13 protein-coding genes and 1 tRNA gene are annotated in these 15,498 nt (G+C 67.5%); 6 read left to right on the forward strand and 8 right to left on the reverse strand.

Going from position 1 to position 15,498, the window contains the following annotated elements:
• Positions 1-144 precede the first annotated feature (144 nt).
• The 6 genes from clpX to ACI1V7_RS08490 all read right to left on the reverse strand — a co-directional run bounded on the left by clpX (position 145) and on the right by ACI1V7_RS08490 (position 8,324).
• Entirely contained in the window at positions 145-1,413 is a 1,269-nt protein-coding gene (clpX, locus tag ACI1V7_RS08465; protein ID WP_404531306.1) for an ATP-dependent Clp protease ATP-binding subunit ClpX, read from the reverse strand.
• A gap of 160 nt (positions 1,414-1,573) precedes the next feature.
• Positions 1,574-2,191 (reverse strand): ATP-dependent Clp endopeptidase proteolytic subunit ClpP, encoded by a 618-nt coding sequence (clpP, locus tag ACI1V7_RS08470; protein WP_290414123.1) that lies wholly within the window; start codon positions 2,189-2,191, stop codon positions 1,574-1,576.
• An 86-nt stretch (positions 2,192-2,277) separates the two neighbouring features.
• Positions 2,278-3,618: a trigger factor gene (gene tig, locus ACI1V7_RS08475; protein WP_404531307.1), complete on the reverse strand. Its 1,341-nt coding sequence runs from the start codon at positions 3,616-3,618 to the stop codon at positions 2,278-2,280.
• 31 nt (positions 3,619-3,649) lie between these two features.
• A tRNA-Leu gene (locus ACI1V7_RS08480) sits at positions 3,650-3,736 on the reverse strand.
• Positions 3,737-4,038: 302 nt separating this feature from the next.
• On the reverse strand, positions 4,039-7,161 hold the full coding sequence (locus ACI1V7_RS08485; RefSeq protein ID WP_404531308.1) for an efflux RND transporter permease subunit: 3,123 nt from the start codon (positions 7,159-7,161) through the stop codon (positions 4,039-4,041).
• Positions 7,158-8,324 carry an efflux RND transporter periplasmic adaptor subunit gene (locus tag ACI1V7_RS08490; protein WP_404531309.1) on the reverse strand — a complete coding sequence of 389 codons (1,167 nt, stop codon included), beginning with the start codon at positions 8,322-8,324 and terminating at the stop codon, positions 7,158-7,160. Before ACI1V7_RS08490 ends, ACI1V7_RS08485 begins: the two co-directional genes overlap by 4 nt.
• A gap of 171 nt (positions 8,325-8,495) precedes the next feature.
• On the opposite strand from ACI1V7_RS08490, the gene hpnC reads away from it, so the two are divergent.
• The 6 genes from hpnC to ACI1V7_RS08520 all read left to right on the forward strand — a co-directional run bounded on the left by hpnC (position 8,496) and on the right by ACI1V7_RS08520 (position 13,492).
• The gene (hpnC, locus tag ACI1V7_RS08495; RefSeq protein WP_404531310.1) at positions 8,496-9,305 is read left to right on the forward strand and encodes a squalene synthase HpnC; all 810 of its coding nucleotides are present in this window, start codon (positions 8,496-8,498) and stop codon (positions 9,303-9,305) included.
• 78 nt (positions 9,306-9,383) lie between these two features.
• Positions 9,384-10,229, forward strand: a complete 846-nt coding sequence (gene hpnD, locus ACI1V7_RS08500; protein WP_404531311.1) for a presqualene diphosphate synthase HpnD — start codon at positions 9,384-9,386, stop codon at positions 10,227-10,229.
• On the forward strand, positions 10,216-11,580 hold the full coding sequence (gene hpnE / locus ACI1V7_RS08505; RefSeq protein WP_404531312.1) for a hydroxysqualene dehydroxylase HpnE: 1,365 nt from the start codon (positions 10,216-10,218) through the stop codon (positions 11,578-11,580). Before hpnD ends, hpnE begins: the two co-directional genes overlap by 14 nt.
• 132 nt (positions 11,581-11,712) lie before the next feature.
• Complete coding sequence (locus ACI1V7_RS08510) at positions 11,713-11,859, forward strand: hypothetical protein (RefSeq protein WP_404531313.1); 147 nt, start codon at positions 11,713-11,715, stop codon at positions 11,857-11,859.
• A gap of 25 nt (positions 11,860-11,884) precedes the next feature.
• Positions 11,885-12,673 (forward strand): DUF1700 domain-containing protein, encoded by a 789-nt coding sequence (locus ACI1V7_RS08515; protein ID WP_404531314.1) that lies wholly within the window; start codon positions 11,885-11,887, stop codon positions 12,671-12,673.
• A 9-nt stretch (positions 12,674-12,682) separates the two neighbouring features.
• Positions 12,683-13,492 carry a GIN domain-containing protein gene (locus tag ACI1V7_RS08520; RefSeq protein ID WP_404531316.1) on the forward strand — a complete coding sequence of 270 codons (810 nt, stop codon included), beginning with the start codon at positions 12,683-12,685 and terminating at the stop codon, positions 13,490-13,492.
• On the opposite strand, the gene ACI1V7_RS08525 is transcribed toward ACI1V7_RS08520, so the two are convergent.
• Together ACI1V7_RS08525 and ACI1V7_RS08530 are read right to left on the reverse strand one after the other, a co-directional pair.
• On the reverse strand, positions 13,493-14,050 hold the full coding sequence (locus ACI1V7_RS08525) for a hypothetical protein (RefSeq protein ID WP_404531317.1): 558 nt from the start codon (positions 14,048-14,050) through the stop codon (positions 13,493-13,495).
• Between the two features lie 49 nt (positions 14,051-14,099).
• A complete protein-coding gene (locus ACI1V7_RS08530) occupies positions 14,100-15,368 on the reverse strand; it encodes a TIGR03862 family flavoprotein (protein WP_404531318.1) in 1,269 nt (422 codons plus the stop codon).
• Positions 15,369-15,498 lie beyond the last annotated feature (130 nt).

Consider the following 15,498-nt stretch of genomic DNA (forward strand, 5'->3'; position numbering starts at 1 on the left):
CAAAATCGGGAGATTCAAATAAAAAAGCCACTTCACAGCGCAGGCCGCGAGTGGCTTTTCGGTTGAAGCCGGCTTTTGTTGAGATTGATTGTACCGCCTCAACTCAGCGTTTCAAGACCTTTGTTGTGTGTGCGCCCGGAAATTTCAGTTTTCGCCGGCCGCTTTCGGCGATTCGCTATAAATCAGCAAAGGTTTTGCACCGTTCGTGATCGTATTTTCATCGATCACGACTTTCACCACATTCTGCTGGCTCGGCAATTCGTACATGACGTCGAGCAGCGCATGTTCCAGGATCGAACGCAGGCCGCGCGCGCCGGTCTTGCGCGCCAGCGCCTTCTTGGCGATCGCGTGCAGAGCCGCCGGGCGGATTTCGAGTTCCGCGCCTTCCATGTCGAGCAGCTTCGTGTACTGCTTGATCAGGGCGTTCTTCGGCTCGACCAAGATCTGGATCAGCGCGTCCTCGGTCAGTTCGCTCAGCGCCGCGACGACCGGCAGGCGGCCGACCAGTTCCGGGATCAGGCCGAACTTGATCAGGTCTTCCGGCTCCGCTTCCAGCAGCACGTCCGACACGGAACGCTGCGACTGGCTCTTGACGCTGGCGCCGAAGCCGATGCCGGACTTCTCCGAGCGGCTCTGGATCACCTTGTCGAGGCCGTCGAACGCGCCGCCGCAGATGAACAGGATATTGGTCGTGTCGATCTGCACGAAGTCCTGGTTCGGGTGCTTGCGCCCGCCCTGCGGCGGCACCGAGGCCATGGTGCCCTCGATCAGCTTGAGCAGCGCCTGCTGCACGCCCTCGCCCGACACGTCGCGGGTGATCGACGGGTTGTCCGACTTGCGCGAGATCTTGTCGATCTCGTCGATGTAGACGATGCCGCGCTGCGCCTTCTCGACTTCGTAGTTGCAGCTCTGCAGCAGCTTCTGGATGATGTTCTCGACGTCTTCGCCCACGTAGCCCGCTTCCGTCAGCGTGGTGGCGTCGGCGATGACGAACGGCACGTTCAGCATGCGCGCCAGCGTCTGCGCCAGCAGCGTCTTGCCCGAGCCGGTCGGGCCCACGAGCAGGATGTTGGACTTGGCCAGTTCGACCTCGTCCTTCTTGCCCATGTGCTTCAGGCGCTTGTAGTGGTTGTACACCGCCACCGACAGGATACGCTTGGCCGTCTGCTGGCCGATCACGTACTGGTCGAGCAGTTCGGCGATCTCGTGCGGGGTCGGCAGGTCCGACTTGGCGCCGGCCACCGATTCCACGTTCGAGGTCTCGTCGCGGATGATGTCATTGCACAGGTCGATGCACTCGTCGCAGATGAAAACCGAGGGTCCCGCGATGAGCTTCTTCACTTCGTGCTGGCTCTTTCCGCAGAACGAGCAGTACAGGAGTTTTTCGCCGCTGGAGGATTTTTTGTCTGACATGGGGCAGATTTTCGTTGAATTGCTATGAATATATCGCTAATACAAGTATGCAACAAGTGCGTGCAACAAGTGTGCACGGCTCCATGCTACCCGATTTGAAAACAAAACGCCCGAAGCGCTGTCGCGTCCGGGCGTCTACGGGCAACATCTTGTCGAATGCTTAACCGCGGTTCGTCAAGACCCTGTCGATCAGACCGTATTCGACGGATTCCTCCGCCGACATGAAGCGGTCGCGGTCCGTGTCCTTGTGGATCTGCTCGATCGTCTGGCCGGTGTTGTCGGCCATGATGCGTGCCAGGCGCTCGCGCAGGTACAGGATTTCCTTGGCCTGGATCTCGATGTCCGATGCCATGCCCTGCGAACCGCCGGACGGCTGGTGGATCATCACGCGCGAGTTCGGCAGCGAGAAACGCTTGCCCTTGGCGCCCGCGGCCAGCAGGAAGGCGCCCATCGACGCGGCCAGGCCGGTGCACAGGGTCGACACGTCCGGCTTGATGAAGTTCATGGTGTCGAAGATGGCCAGGCCAGCCGACACGGAACCACCCGGCGAGTTGATGTACAGCGAAATGTCCTTGTCCGGGTTTTCGCTTTCCAGGAACAGCATCTGGGCCACGATGAGGTTGGCCATCTGGTCGTTGACAGGACCGACCAGGAAAATCACGCGCTCCTTCAGCAGGCGCGAGTAGATGTCGTAGGCGCGTTCGCCGCGACCACTCTGCTCGATCACCATCGGCACGAGGCCGAGGGCTTGGGTATCCAATGCCGGATTACGATTCATACCTGTCAATTCCTTTAATGAAGAGTTACGGAGCCGCACTATTCCAGATCCCGCCAAGGAATGTCGCACGGCGCCCTTCAGGAAGATTACGCCTGAGCGGTGCTTCCCATCAGCTCGTCGAAGGCGATGTCCTTGCTCGTCACCTTCGCCTTGCCAAGCACGTAGTTAACGACGTTTTCTTCCAATACAAGAGCTTCCACTTCGCCCAGGCGGCGACGGTCGCTGTAGTAGTACTTCAGGACTTCCTTCGGATCTTCGTAGCTTTGCGCGAAGTCTTCGATCTGGGCCTTCACCTGCTCTTGGCTAGCTTGCAGGTTATTGTCCTGGACCAGTTGCGACAGGATCAAGCCCAGGCGCACGCGGCGCTCGGCCTTGGTCGCGAACAGATCGGCCGGGAACGGCAGGCTCTTGACGTCCATGCCGCGCTGGGCCATGTCCTGGCGGGTCTGCTCGGCCAGGCGCTGCGAATCCTGCTCGATCATGACCTTCGGCACATCCATCTCGGTGTGCTTGACGAGGGCGTCCATCACGGCTTCCTTGTTGCGGGCCTTGATGCGGGCATTGACTTCACGCTCCAGGTTGACCTTGATGTCTTCGCGCATTTTCTCGACGCTGCCGTCTTCGATGCCCAGCGACTTGGCGAACTCGGCGTCGACTTCCGGCATGTGCGCCCATTCCAGCTTCTTCAGCGTGATGGTGAACTCGGCGGTCTTGCCGGCGACGTCCTTGCCATGGTAATCCTCCGGGAACGGCAGCGGGAAGGTCTTGCTCTCGCCCACTTTCAGGCCCACGGTCGCGGCTTCGAATTCCGGCAGCATGCGGCCTTCGCCCAGCACGAACGCATAGTCTTCGGCCTTGCCGCCGTCGAATTCGACGCCGTCGATCTTGCCGACGAAGTCGACGGTCACGCGGTCGCCGTTGGCCGCGACGGCTTCGCCGCCGTCGCCGTGCTCGCCTGCCTCACCCTTGGTGTGGAAGTGCACGCGCTGCTTGCGCAGGATGTCGATGGTCTTGTCGATCTCGGCGTCCGAGACGTCGGTCTTGACGGTCTCGACTTCGATGCCGTCCAGCGCCGGCAGCACCACTTCCGGGTAGACTTCGAAGGTCGCGTCGAAGGCCAGCATGCCTTCCGGCGCTTCCTGCTTCGGTTCGATTTTCGGCATGCCGGCCACGCGCAGCTGCGCTTCGGTAGCGGCGTCGTTGAAGGCCTGGCCAACCTTGTCGTTCAGGACGTCGGACTCGATCTGGTAGCCGTACTGGGCGGCGACCATCTTGAGCGGCACCTTGCCCGGACGGAAGCCCGGCGCACGTGCGGTCTTGGCCTGCTGCTTGAGGCGCTTTTCAACTTCCGTACGTACGTCGCTCAGCGGAAAAGAGAGAGTCAAGCGGCGCTCGAGTTTACCCAGGTTTTCGACTGCAGTTGCCATTGTAAAAATCGTCCAAAAAAATAATTATTCGTGGTGCGAGGAGGGGGACTCGAACCCCCACACCATTGCTGGCGTCAGGACCTAAACCTGGTGCGTCTACCAATTTCGCCATCCTCGCTCAGGATGCTGCATCATGCCCCATAACTTGCCACACATCTTCCCGCAAAAACAAAGGGCGCCCGACGGTGAAACCGGCCGCCCTGCTATGCGCTTGTTTAGGGGCTACAACTTCAACACGATATTTTACTGGATTTTCTGACACCATTGGGCGATTTTTAATCCGTGCCGGGCGCATATGGCCGGGTTTTTGCCCTCTTCCGCCGGATCTCGGCCATTTTCCCGCGATATTTCAAACATTTACGCACATGCTGCGCTGCGGCGAATGGCGGGCACGTGGCGCCCACCCTCGCGCAGCACCATTCAGGCACTCTTCGACCGCGTGGACGACGCGCCCTCGACCCTGCGGACGCGGAACCAGGCGGCGTACAGCGCCGGCAGGAACAGCAGGGTCAGCGCCGTCGCCACCAGCAGGCCGCCCATGATCGCCACCGCCATCGGCCCCCAGAACACGGAACGCGAAAGCGGGATCATCGCGAGCGCCGCGGCGGCGGCCGTCAGCAGGATCGGACGGGCGCGCCGCACGGCGCTGTCGACGATCGCATCCCAGGCCGGATGGCCGGCCGCGATGTCCTTCTCGATCTGGTCGACGAGGATCACGGAATTCCGGATGATCATGCCGAACAGCGCGATCACGCCCAGGTTGGCAACGAAGCCGAACGGCCGGTGCAGCGCCAGCAGCGCCATCGCCGCGCCGGCCACGCCCAGCGGCCCCGTGAGGAACACGAGCAGCGCGCGCGAGAAGCTCTTCAATTGCAGCATCAGCAGCGTGAACACGATGAACAGCACCAGCGGCACGTTGGCGGCGATCGAGGCCTCGGCCTCGGAGCTGTCGGCGGCCGCTCCTTCCAGCGTGATGCGGTAACCGGCCGGCAGACCGGCGCGCAGTGTCGCCAGCTTGTCACCGACCTGGGCGGAGACGGTCGGGCCCTGGATGCCCTCGACCACGTCCGACTGGACCATGATCGCCCACTCGCGTCCTTCGCGCCAGACGACGCCCGGCTCCCACACGAACTCGATGCGGGCCAGCTGCGACAGCGGCACGGGCCGCCCCGCGGGCGTGGCCACGTTGGTGTTGGCCAGCACGGACATGGTCGAGCGCTCCTCGACGGGCTGGCGCACGACGATGTCGATCAGGCGGTTACTCTCGCGGAACTGGCCCACCGTGGTCCCGGACAGCACGGTCGCCACCGTGCGCCGCACGGCCTGCGACGTCACGCCCAGCGCGCGCAGCTTGTCCTGGTCGAGGTCCAGGCGCAGCACCTTCACGGGCTCGTTCCAGTTGTCGTTGACGCCGACGGCGTTCGGGTTTGCGCGCAGGATCTCCTTGACGCGGTCGGCCACGCCGCGCACGACGGCGATGTCCGGCCCGGCCACCTGGAACTGCACGGGATACGGCACCGGCGGCCCGTTCGGCAGCAGCTTCACGCGCCCGCGCACTTCGGGAAAGTCGGTCTTGAACGCGGCCTCGATCTTGCGCCGCAGCGTCTCGCGCTGCGCCAGGCTCCTGGGCAGTACGACCAGCTGCGACACGTTCGACTGCGGGAAAATCTGGTCCAGCGGCAGGTAGAAGCGCGGGCTGCCCGTGCCCACGTAGCTCGTCACGCTGTGCAGCTCGGGCTGGGCGCGCACGAAGCGCTCGAACTTCTTCACCAGTGCCTCGTTGGCCGCGAAGCTCGTCCCCTCCGGCAGCCACATCTCCACCATCAGCTCCGGCCGGCTGGAATCGGGGAAGAACTGCTTCTCGATGAACTTGAAGCCGAACACGCCCAGCGCGAACACGCCCAGCGACAGCGCAATCGTCGTCTTGCGCCAGGTGACGCACCAGTCGACCATGCGGCGCAGGCGCCGGTAGCCCGGCGTGTCGAACACGTCGTGGCCGTGCCCCTCGCCCGCGGCGGCCGCGTGGGGCGTCACCTTCAGCAGCAGGAAGCCGATGTAGGGCGTGAAGCTCACCGCCACCAGCCACGACACCAGCAGCGCGATGGCGTTCACCGAGAACATCGTGAACGTGTACTCGCCCGCCGCGGACTTGGCCAGGCCGATCGGCAGGAAGCCGGCGGCCGTGATCAGGGTGCCCGTCAGCATGGGGAAGGCCGTCGACGTGTAGGCGAAGGTCGCCGCCTCGAACCGCGACATGCCCTCCTCCATCTTCCTCACCATCATCTCGACGGCGATGATGGCGTCGTCGACCAGCAGGCCCAGCGCGATGATGAGGGCGCCCAGCGACACCTTGTGCAGCGAGATGTCGAAGATGTGCATGAACAGGAAGGTGATCGCCAATACCAGCGGGATCGTCAGCGCGACGACGAGGCCGGGCCAGATGTCCAGGCGCAGCCGGGGCTTGCGGTGCAGGCCCAGCGCGAGGAAGGACACGACCAGCACGATCACGACGGCTTCCACGAGCGTGTGCATGAATTCGTCGACGGACTCGGTGACGGCGGCCGGCTGGTTCGACACCCGTTCCAGCTCGATGCCGACGGGGAGCTGGGCGCGGATGCGCTCCACGGTCGCTTCCAGCCCCTTGCCCAGCGCGATGATGTTGCCGCCCTTTTCCATCGATACGCCCAGGCCGATCACTTCGTGGCCGTTGTAGCGCATCTTGTCGCGCGGCGGATCCTCGTAGGCGCGCTCCACCTTCGCGAAGTCGCCCAGGCGGAACGTGGTGCTGCCGGCGCGCAGGCTCAGGTCTTCCAGCTGCTTGACGGTCTTCAGGCCGCCCGTCACACGCACCTGCAGGTTTTCCAGCGGCGTCACCAGCACCCCGGCCGACTCGATGCCGTTCTGCGTCGCGATCTGGTTCACGATCTGCTCGAACGGCACGCCCAGCTGGGCAAATTTCTGTTGCGAGAACAGGATGTTGATCTTTTCTTCCTGCACGCCGAACTGCTCGACCTTGGCGACGAGCGGCACGCCCAGCAGCTGCTGGCGCACGAAGTCGGCGTAGTCGCGCATCTCCGCATAGGTGAAGCCGTGGCCGGACAGCGCGAAGATCGAGCCGTAGGTATCGCCGAACTCGTCGTTGAAGAACGGTCCCACCACGCCCTGCGGCAGCGTGTTCGCGATGTCGCCGACCTTCTTGCGCACCTGGTACCAGGTCGCGGGCACGTCCTGCGGCGGCGTCGATTCGCGCAGCTCGACCAGGATGGTCGTCTCGCCCGGCTTGGAAAAGCTGCGGATCTTGTCGACGTGCGGCGTCTCCTGCAGCTTGCGCTCCAGCTTGTCCGTGACCTGCTGGGCCATCTGCACGCCGGTAGCGCCGGGCCAGTAGGCCGTGACGACCATGATGCGGAAGGTGAACGGCGGATCCTCGTCCTGGCCCAGCTGCTGGTAGCTGAGGATGCCGCCGATCAGCAGCGCGGCGATCAGGTAGCGCGTGAGGGGAATGTTCTCGAGGACCCAGCGCGACAGGTTGAAATGCCTCATTGCTTGACCCCGGCCGCCGCGGCCGCGCCGCCGATGGCCTCCTGCTCCGCGTCGCCGCGGCGGGCCACGTCGGCCGCCAGGATCCTGACCTTCTGCCCGTTCTTGAGCAGGTTCACGCCGGCCGTGACGATCGTCTGGCCCGGACGCACGCCGTCCACCAGCACCACGTCGTTGCCGGACACGCCGCCGATCCTGACGGGCACGAGGCGCACGGCCCCGTTTTCCACGACCCACACCGACGTCGCGCCGCCGTTCTGCACGAGCGCCGGCAGCGGCACGCGGATGCCGGCCTGCCCGTCGCCTTTCTTCTGCAGCGCGACCACGGCCGTCATGCCCAGGCGGATGTCCTCGCGCGCCGGCACCGTGACCTTGACCGTGTAGGTCCGCGTGGCCGGGTCGGCCACCGGCGACACTTCGCGGATCTTGCCGGGAATGCTGGCGTCCGGGTCGGCCCACAGCCGCACCTTGACGTCGGCCAGCTCGCGCAGCGCATCGACCTGGTCCTCGGGCACGCCGATCACGACTTCCTTCTCGTCGGTGCGCGCCACGCGCACGACGGGGGTGCCGGCCTGCACCACCTGGCCGACCTCCGCATCGATGCCCGTGACGACGCCGTCGGCGTCCGCCAGCAGGCGCGCGTAGCCGGTCTGGTTGGCCTGGTTGCGCAGGGCCGCGCGCGCCGCCTCGGCCTGCGCCTGGCTGGAGCGGGCCGCCGCGATCTTTTCGTCCAGTACGGCCTGGCTGACGAAGTTCTGGGCGCGCAGGTCCTGGTAGCGTTTCAGCTCCGCGCGCGCCAGTTCCGCACTCGTCTGCGCGGCGCGCAGGCTGGCGTCGGCCTGGGCCTGGCCGAGGCGCAGGTCCTGCGGGTCCAGCTGCATCAGCACCTGGCCGCGCTTGACGACGGTGCCGACGTCGACCTGGCGCGCGCTGATCTTGCCGCCCACGCGAAAGCCCAGGCGCGATTCGTAGCGCGGGCGCACGTCGCCCGAGAACTCGGCGCTGGCGGCGCCGTTGCCGGCCGCCAGGACCATGGCGCGCACGGGGCGCACGTCGGGCGCCGGCGGCGGCGCCTTCGAGCAGCCGGCCAGCAGGGCAACAAGAAGTACGACGGACAGCGTGGCTGCGCGCGGACGGGCGCAGCGAGGGGAAAACGCATCAAGCACGGTAGAGTCCTCGGTCGGTGCTGCACAGGGGCGACGCGGCGCGTCGCACGGGTCATCGCGATTTATTCCTTCGCGTGAAGCCGAGCAATTATAATCATGCAACTATGCAAAACAAATGACTTTAGAGTCAGCAATCTAGACGCACGCTTTTCTCCCACCACTTTCCGCTTCATGGCAGTCGATCACTACGAAAACTTCCCCGTCGCCTCGCTCCTGATGCCGCGCCGCCTGGTGCCGGCCGTCGAGGCGATCTATGCGTTCGCGCGCAGCGCCGACGACCTGGCCGACGAGGGCGACGCGTCGCCCGCGGAGCGCCTGGCCGCGCTGCAGGCCTACGAGGAACAACTGGACGTGATCGCCGTCGACCAGCCCAGCGTGGACCCGATGTTCGCGCGCCTGGCCGCCGCGCTGCGCGCGCACCGCCTGCCGCTGCAGCCGCTGCGCGACCTCCTCAGCGCCTTCCGCCAGGACGTCGTGACGACCCGCTATGCCGACTACGGCACCCTGCTCGACTACTGCCGCCGCTCCGCCAATCCCGTCGGGCGCCTGATGCTGGGCCTGTACCAGGTCGACGACGAGGCGAGCCTGCGCGACGCGGACGCCATCTGCTCGGCCCTGCAGCTCATCAACTTCTGGCAGGACGTGGCGATCGACATCGACAAGGGCCGCATCTACCTCCCGCAGGAAGACCTGGCGCGCTTCGGCGTGTCCGAGGACGACATCGCCCACGGCCGCACCGGCCCGGCCTGGCGCGCGCTGATGGGCTTCCAGGTCGAACGGGCCAGGGCGCTGATGCTGCAGGGCGCGCCGCTGGCCACGCGCCTGCCGGGCCGCATCGGCTGGGAGCTGCGCCTGATCGTGCAGGGCGGCCTGCGCATCCTCGACGCCATCGATCGCGTCGACTACGACGTGTTCCGGCGCCGCCCGCAACTCAAGCGCCGCGACTGGATCGTCGTCGGCTGGCGCGCCATCCGCATGTAGCGGGCCGCAAGGGCACGGTATCGGCTAAGATAGCAGGCTAACCACGCGGCCCCGCGCCGCATGACCCCGAATTTGATTATGTCCCCCGACGAATACTGCCAACAAAAGACCGTCCAGAGCGGCTCCAGCTTCTACTACAGCTTCCTGTTCCTGCCGCCGGAACGCCGGCGCGCGATCACGGCGCTGTACGCGTTCTGCCGCGAGGTCGACGACACCGTGGACGAGACCAGCGACGGCTCCGTCGCGCGCATCAAGCTGGCCTGGTGGCGCAAGGAAGTGTCTAGCATGTATGGCGCCAGCGATGGCAATCCGCCCACCCACCCCGTGATGCTGGCGCTGCAGCCGCACCTGGCCGTCTACGACCTGAAGGAAGAACACCTGCTGGCCATCATCGACGGCATGGAGATGGACCTGGACCAGTCGCGCTACCTCGACTACCCCGGCCTGCGCAAGTACTGCTGGCACGTGGCCGGCGTCGTCGGCATCCTGTCGGCCAGCATCTTCGGCGTGACGAATCCCCGGACCCTCGAGTACGCCGAAAAGCTGGGCCTCGCGTTCCAGCTCACCAACATCATCCGCGACGTCGGCGAGGATGCGCGCAAGGGCCGCATCTACCTGCCCGTCAACGAGCTGCAGCAGTTCGGCGTGACGGCGGCCGACATCCTTAACGCCCGCCACAGCGACAAATTCGAAGCGCTGATGCAATTCCAGACCGAGCGCGCCCAGGGCATCTACGACGAGGCCTTCGCGCTGCTGCCCAGGGCGGACCGGCGCGCCCAGCGTCCCGGCCTCATGATGGCCGCCATCTACCGCACGCTGCTCGATGAGATCGCGCGCGACGGCTACCACGTGCTGAACCAGAAGATCTCGCTGACGCCGCTGCGCAAGCTGTGGCTGGCGTGGAAGACGTATGTCAAGAACTGACGGCGCCGACGTGGCGGTCGTCGGCGGCGGCTGGGCCGGTTGTGCCGCCGCCGTCGAACTGGCCGCCGCCGGCTGCCGCGTCACGCTGTACGAAGCGGCGCGCATGCTGGGCGGCCGCGCGCGCGCCGTCGAGGTCAAGGGCCCGGCGGGAGAGCGGCGGCTGGACAACGGCCAGCACATCCTGCTGGGCGCCTACCGGGACAGCCTGAAGCTGCTGCGCCGCGTCGGCGTCGACCCGCGCGCCGCCTTCCTGCGCCTGCCGCTGCAGATGCGCTACCCGCCCGCGGCGCGGCTGATGGATTTCGCCGCCCCGCGCCTGCCGGCGCCCCTGCACGTGCTGGCGGCCCTGCTGGGCGCCAAGGGCCTCGAACGCGAGGACAAGCTGGCGCTGGCGCGCTTTTCGACAAGCGCGCGCTGGATGGGCTGGCAGCTCCATGCCGATTGCAGCGTGGCGGAACTGCTGGAGCGCTTCGACCAGACGCCGCGCCTGCAGCGCCTGTTGTGGGCGCCGCTGTGCATCGCGGCGCTGAACACGCCGCCCGAGCGCGCCTCCGCCAGGGTCTTCCTGGCCGTGCTGCGCGACAGCCTGGGTGCAAAGCGGGCGGCGTCCGACATGCTGCTGCCGCGCGTGCTGCTCGACGCCCTGTTCCCCGAAGCCGCGCGCGCATGGCTGGAACGCCGCGGCGCGCGCGTATTGACGGGGACCCGGGTGAGCAGTGTCGTGCCCGACGGCGCGCGCTGGCGCGTGGGCAACGACGCGGGCTGCCTCGTCCACGATGCCGTCGTCGTCGCCGCCCCGCCGTGGCAGGCGGCCAGCCTGCTGCGCGCGCTGCCGCCGCTGGCGCAAACCTGCGCCCAGCTCGATGCCTTCGACTACGAGCCCATTTCGACCGTCTACCTGCAATACGAGCCGGGTACCCGCCTGCCCCTGCCGTTCTGCGCCCTGCTCGACGCGCCGGACCAGGGCCTGTGGGGCCAGTTCGCCTTCGACCGCGGCCAGCTGGACGGCGACCGGGGCGAGCAGGACGGCTTGCTGGCCATCGTCGTCAGCGCCGCCGGCGATGCGGCCGCCCAGCCCCAGGAGGCGCTGGCGTGCGCCGTGGCCAAGCAGCTGGCCGATGCCTTCGCCATGCCGGTGCTGGCGGCGCCGCGCTGGACCCAGGTGATCACGGAAAAACGCGCCACCTTCGCCTGCACGCCAGGCCTGGCGCGCCCCGCCAACGCGACGGCCCTGCCCGGCCTGTTCCTGGCCGGCGACTACACGGCCAGCGACTATCCGGCCACGCTGGAAGCGGCCGTACGCAGCGGCGTCCAGGCCGCGCAGGCGCTGCTGAAGGGGCGCAAGCCATGATCCATGCATCCCGGCTATCCCGGCCCCATGCGGACTATTCCGCAAAAACGGCAGTCCGTCGCACCGCGCTGGCCCGTGCCGGCAACGCTGCGTAGAGTGGGAGCATCGACAAGAATGTTGGCGGACATGCACATGAACCTCGTACTCGGCTTGCGTACCCTGGCCCTCCTGGCCGTCGTCGCCCTCGCGACGGTGGTGCTCGTCCATCCGGGACTGGTCGGCGCCGGGGCGGCGCTGGACCCGGCGCCGTACGTGCTGCCGGCCATCGGCCGCCACTGACGCCGGAGCCGGGGGAGAACGCCGCATGGGCAAACTGGAATACCTCGACGCGCTCAAGCGGGCCATGCTGGGCCTGCAGCCCGACGTGCAGGCCAAAACGCTGGCCTACTACGAACAGCGCTTCGTGGACGGCGTCGCCGCCGGCCGCAGCGAGCAGGACGTGGCGCGCGAGCTCGACGAGCCGAAGAAGATCGCGATGACGCTGCGTGCCAGCGCCCACCTGTCCACGCTCTCGGTCCGGAAAAGCCCGGCCGGGGCCGCGCGCATGGCCGTTTCTGCCTTCGGCTTGGCCATCTTCAACCTGTTCATGATCGTGCCGGCGATGGTCTACGCTTCGCTGCTGTTCGCCCTGTACGTGAGCGCGCTCGCGTTCTACCTGGCGGGCATCGCCACCACGGCCAGCGGCCTGGCCGGCACCAACGAACTGGTCCTGGACTGGCCCAGCCGCTTCGTCACGATCGACGAGGACCGGGGCGAGCGCCAGATGCTGATCACGATCGGGGAACAGGGCATCCACGTGCGCCAGGAGCGGGCGGACAACGCGGCGGACGCCGAGGCCGACGGCGGCGCCGGCGCGGACGGCCAGTCGCGCCGCTCGCGCGTGCTGCGCGGCGCCGAGGCGGTGGCCGACAGCACGCTGCGCATCAGCACCGACATGGACGCGGAATCGCGCACCACGCAGACGCTGCTCGGCGGCGGCATGGTGCTGGGCGGGATCGCGTTGATGCTGGCCTCGCTCGTCGTCACGCGCTATACATGGGTAGGCATCAAGCGCTACCTGCAGATGAACCGGTCGCTGCTCAAGGGCAGCTGAAAGGCGGCGATGCGCGCATTGTTGAAAATCGGCTTCGCCCTGCTGCTGCTGGCCTTCGTCCTGATCGGCGTCTCGTACAGCATGCTGCGCGCCCATGGCAGCAACGGTCCGTCGACCCCGGGCAGCCGCCTGCTGGCCACCGACAAGCGCGCCCTCGACCGCGCCGTGTCGAGCGTCGAGGTCAGCGGCCCCGTCAACCTGACGCTGCGCCAGGGCGCCGTGCCCAGCCTCGAAGTGCGCGGCGAGCAGCGCCTGCTGGCGAACATCGACACGGCGCTGGACGGCGATACGCTGCGCATCGCCCCGCGCGGCATCCTGCTGCGCCACCGCCAGCCGATCGAAGTCGCCCTCACGCTGCCGACGCTGGACAGCCTGGCCGTCAACGGCAACGGCGAACACGCCGTCAGCGGCTTCGGCGGCGAACGCATCGTCATCACGCTGGGCGGCTCGGGCAGCGTGCGCTTCAACGGCCGCTACCGCGAGATCGCGGCCAACGTGCACGGCAGCGGCGACCTCGAGGTCACGGGCGGCAGCAGCGACACGGTGACGGGCGACGTCGAGGGCTCGGGCCGGCTGACCCTCGTCGGCTCCAGCCGCGCGCTGGCGGCCACCTTGCGCGGCTCGGGCGACATCGACGCGCGCCACCTGCGCGTCGAGGAAGCCGCACTCGTGCAGCAGGGTTCCGGCGACAGCGCCCTGTACGCCACCCGCGAAGTGACCGTGTCGCTCACGGGCAGCGGCGACGCCGTCGTCTACGGCAATCCGGATCAGCGCAGCGTGACGCGCCACGGCAGCGGCAGCGTCGTGTTCAAGGACTGATTATTTGAGCAAGGTGGCGCGCTTCACGAAGGTGAGGACGTCGCGCTCGTCTGCACCCTCGATCCGGCCGCGGTTCGGTTCCGTGACGAATTCGATTTGCGCGCGGCGCCCGCGCAGCTTCTTGTCCAGCACCACCGGGGGCTCGCCGTCCCCGCCTTCGCCGAACCAGGTGTCGCAGCCGCTGCCCGCGAGGCAGAAGCCGCCCAGCTGCACGCCGCCCTCCGTCATGATGCGCAGGAAGGCATCGTCGCCGCCTCCCGAGGGCATCAGGACGCCCGTCGCGCGCCGCGTCCCCTTGGGCATGTCCACCACCTTGCAAAAACCGGGTTCGTACGACTGGCCGTGCAGCAGGTTGCAGCCGCGCTCGATCTCGCCGATCACCATCGCGCAGCTGTTGGCCGCATTGCAGGGCGGATGGGTGGCCGGCGACGCCTGGATGCACTGCGCCACCAGCATGGCCGACTGCTTGGGGCCCAGCTGCTGGGCGCACGATGGTTCGGCGGCCGACGCGGCATGCGTCATGAAGAACGCGAGGAGGAAGGGGACGGTCTTTTTCATGGAATGATGGTCAAGTCACAATATTGCCATCCTAGCATGGCCGGTCCGCTCAGCGGGGACGGTCCAGCCATGCCAGTGCACCCTGGCCCGCCGCGCGTCCGCTGCCGAAGCAGGCCGTCAGCAGGTAGCCGCCCGTCGGCGCTTCCCAGTCCACCATCTCGCCGGCGACGAAGGTACCGGGGACGGCGCGCAGCATGCCGGCGGCGTCCAGGCCCGCGAAGCGCACGCCGCCGGCGCTGCTGATCGCCTCGTCGATGGGGCGGGGACGCTTGAGGACCAGCGGCAGCGCCTTGATCGCCCGCGCCAGGCGCGCCGGATCGGCATACGCCTCCTTCGACAGGCACTCGTGCAGCAGGCCCGATTTCACGCCCTTGATGCCGAGGCGGCTCTGCAGGTGGCTGGACATCGAGCGCGTCCCGCGCGGCCGCGCCACTTCGTCCAGCACGCGCGCCGCGTCATGGTCCGGCAGCAGGTCGACGAACACGGTAGCCTGGCCGTCGCGCGCGATGCGCTCGCGGATGGGCGCCGACAGCGCGTACACGAGGCTGCCCTCGATGCCCGTCGCCGTGACGACGAACTGGCCCTTGCGCGCCAGCCGCACGCCGTCGACGTCGTCCAGTGCCAGCGCCACGGTGGTCAGGGGCGCGCCCGCGTGGCGCTGCGCGAAATGCGCGCTCCAGTCGGCGTCGAACCCGCAGTTGGCGGGAAGGAGCGGCGCGACGTCCACGCCCGCCCCCTGCAGCAGCGGCACCCAGGCGCCGTCCGAACCGAGCCGTGCCCAGCTGGCGCCACCCAGGGCCAGCACGACGGCGCCGGCCCGTTCCACGCGCTCGCCCTCGGGCGTGGCGAAACGCAGCGCGCCGCCCGCCGCACTTCCATCGACGTCGCCGTCCCAGCCGAGCCAGCGGTGGCGCATGTGGAAGCGCACGCCCCGCTCGCGCAGCCGGTGCAGCCATGCGCGCAGCAGCGGCGCCGCCTTCATGTCCGTGGGGAAGACGCGGCCCGATGTGCCGACGAAGGTCTCGATGCCGAGTGCGTGGATCCAGCCGCGCACCGCGTCCGGCGACAGGCCGTCCAGCCAGGGCGCGACGTTGGCGCGGCGGCTGCCGTAGCGGGCCGCGAACGCATCGAGGGGCTCCGAGTGGGTAATGTTCATGCCGCCCTTGCCCGCCAGGAGGAATTTGCGGCCGACGGACGGCATGGCGTCGTATACGTCGACCGAGGCACCGCCCGCGGCCAGCACCTCGGCCGCCATCAGGCCGGCGGGGCCGCCGCCGACGACGATGGCGCGGCGCGAAGGGTCGGGAGTCTGGGTCATGGCGGGAAGCGGCGTGTGCAGGAAAGGCGTGCATTGTAGTCGAAGGCCGCTACGCCGGTCGATGTAAAGGACGCTTGACATCGGGAATGCGCCGGCCTACGATGTCAAGCATCCTTTACATCCACCGCCA

The sequence above is a fragment of the Massilia paldalensis genome, from assembly GCF_044901715.1.
GTDB lineage: Bacteria > Pseudomonadota > Gammaproteobacteria > Burkholderiales > Burkholderiaceae_D > Telluria > Telluria paldalensis.

What these genes read in the sequence shown, in the direction of transcription:
- clpX (WP_404531306.1), bottom strand. Translation starts at nt 1,413, where the DNA reads ATGTCAGACAAAAAATCCTCCAGCGGCGAAAAACTCCTGTACTGCTCG.
- clpP (WP_290414123.1), bottom strand. Translation starts at nt 2,191, where the DNA reads ATGAATCGTAATCCGGCATTGGATACCCAAGCCCTCGGCCTCGTGCCG.
- ACI1V7_RS08515 (WP_404531314.1), top strand. Translation starts at nt 11,885, where the DNA reads ATGGGCAAACTGGAATACCTCGACGCGCTCAAGCGGGCCATGCTGGGC.
- ACI1V7_RS08485 (WP_404531308.1), bottom strand. Translation starts at nt 7,161, where the DNA reads ATGAGGCATTTCAACCTGTCGCGCTGGGTCCTCGAGAACATTCCCCTC.
- ACI1V7_RS08530 (WP_404531318.1), bottom strand. Translation starts at nt 15,368, where the DNA reads ATGACCCAGACTCCCGACCCTTCGCGCCGCGCCATCGTCGTCGGCGGC.
- ACI1V7_RS08510 (WP_404531313.1), top strand. Translation starts at nt 11,713, where the DNA reads ATGAACCTCGTACTCGGCTTGCGTACCCTGGCCCTCCTGGCCGTCGTC.
- hpnD (WP_404531311.1), top strand. Translation starts at nt 9,384, where the DNA reads ATGTCCCCCGACGAATACTGCCAACAAAAGACCGTCCAGAGCGGCTCC.
- hpnE (WP_404531312.1), top strand. Translation starts at nt 10,216, where the DNA reads ATGTCAAGAACTGACGGCGCCGACGTGGCGGTCGTCGGCGGCGGCTGG.
- hpnC (WP_404531310.1), top strand. Translation starts at nt 8,496, where the DNA reads ATGGCAGTCGATCACTACGAAAACTTCCCCGTCGCCTCGCTCCTGATG.
- ACI1V7_RS08525 (WP_404531317.1), bottom strand. Translation starts at nt 14,050, where the DNA reads ATGAAAAAGACCGTCCCCTTCCTCCTCGCGTTCTTCATGACGCATGCC.
- ACI1V7_RS08520 (WP_404531316.1), top strand. Translation starts at nt 12,683, where the DNA reads ATGCGCGCATTGTTGAAAATCGGCTTCGCCCTGCTGCTGCTGGCCTTC.
- tig (WP_404531307.1), bottom strand. Translation starts at nt 3,618, where the DNA reads ATGGCAACTGCAGTCGAAAACCTGGGTAAACTCGAGCGCCGCTTGACT.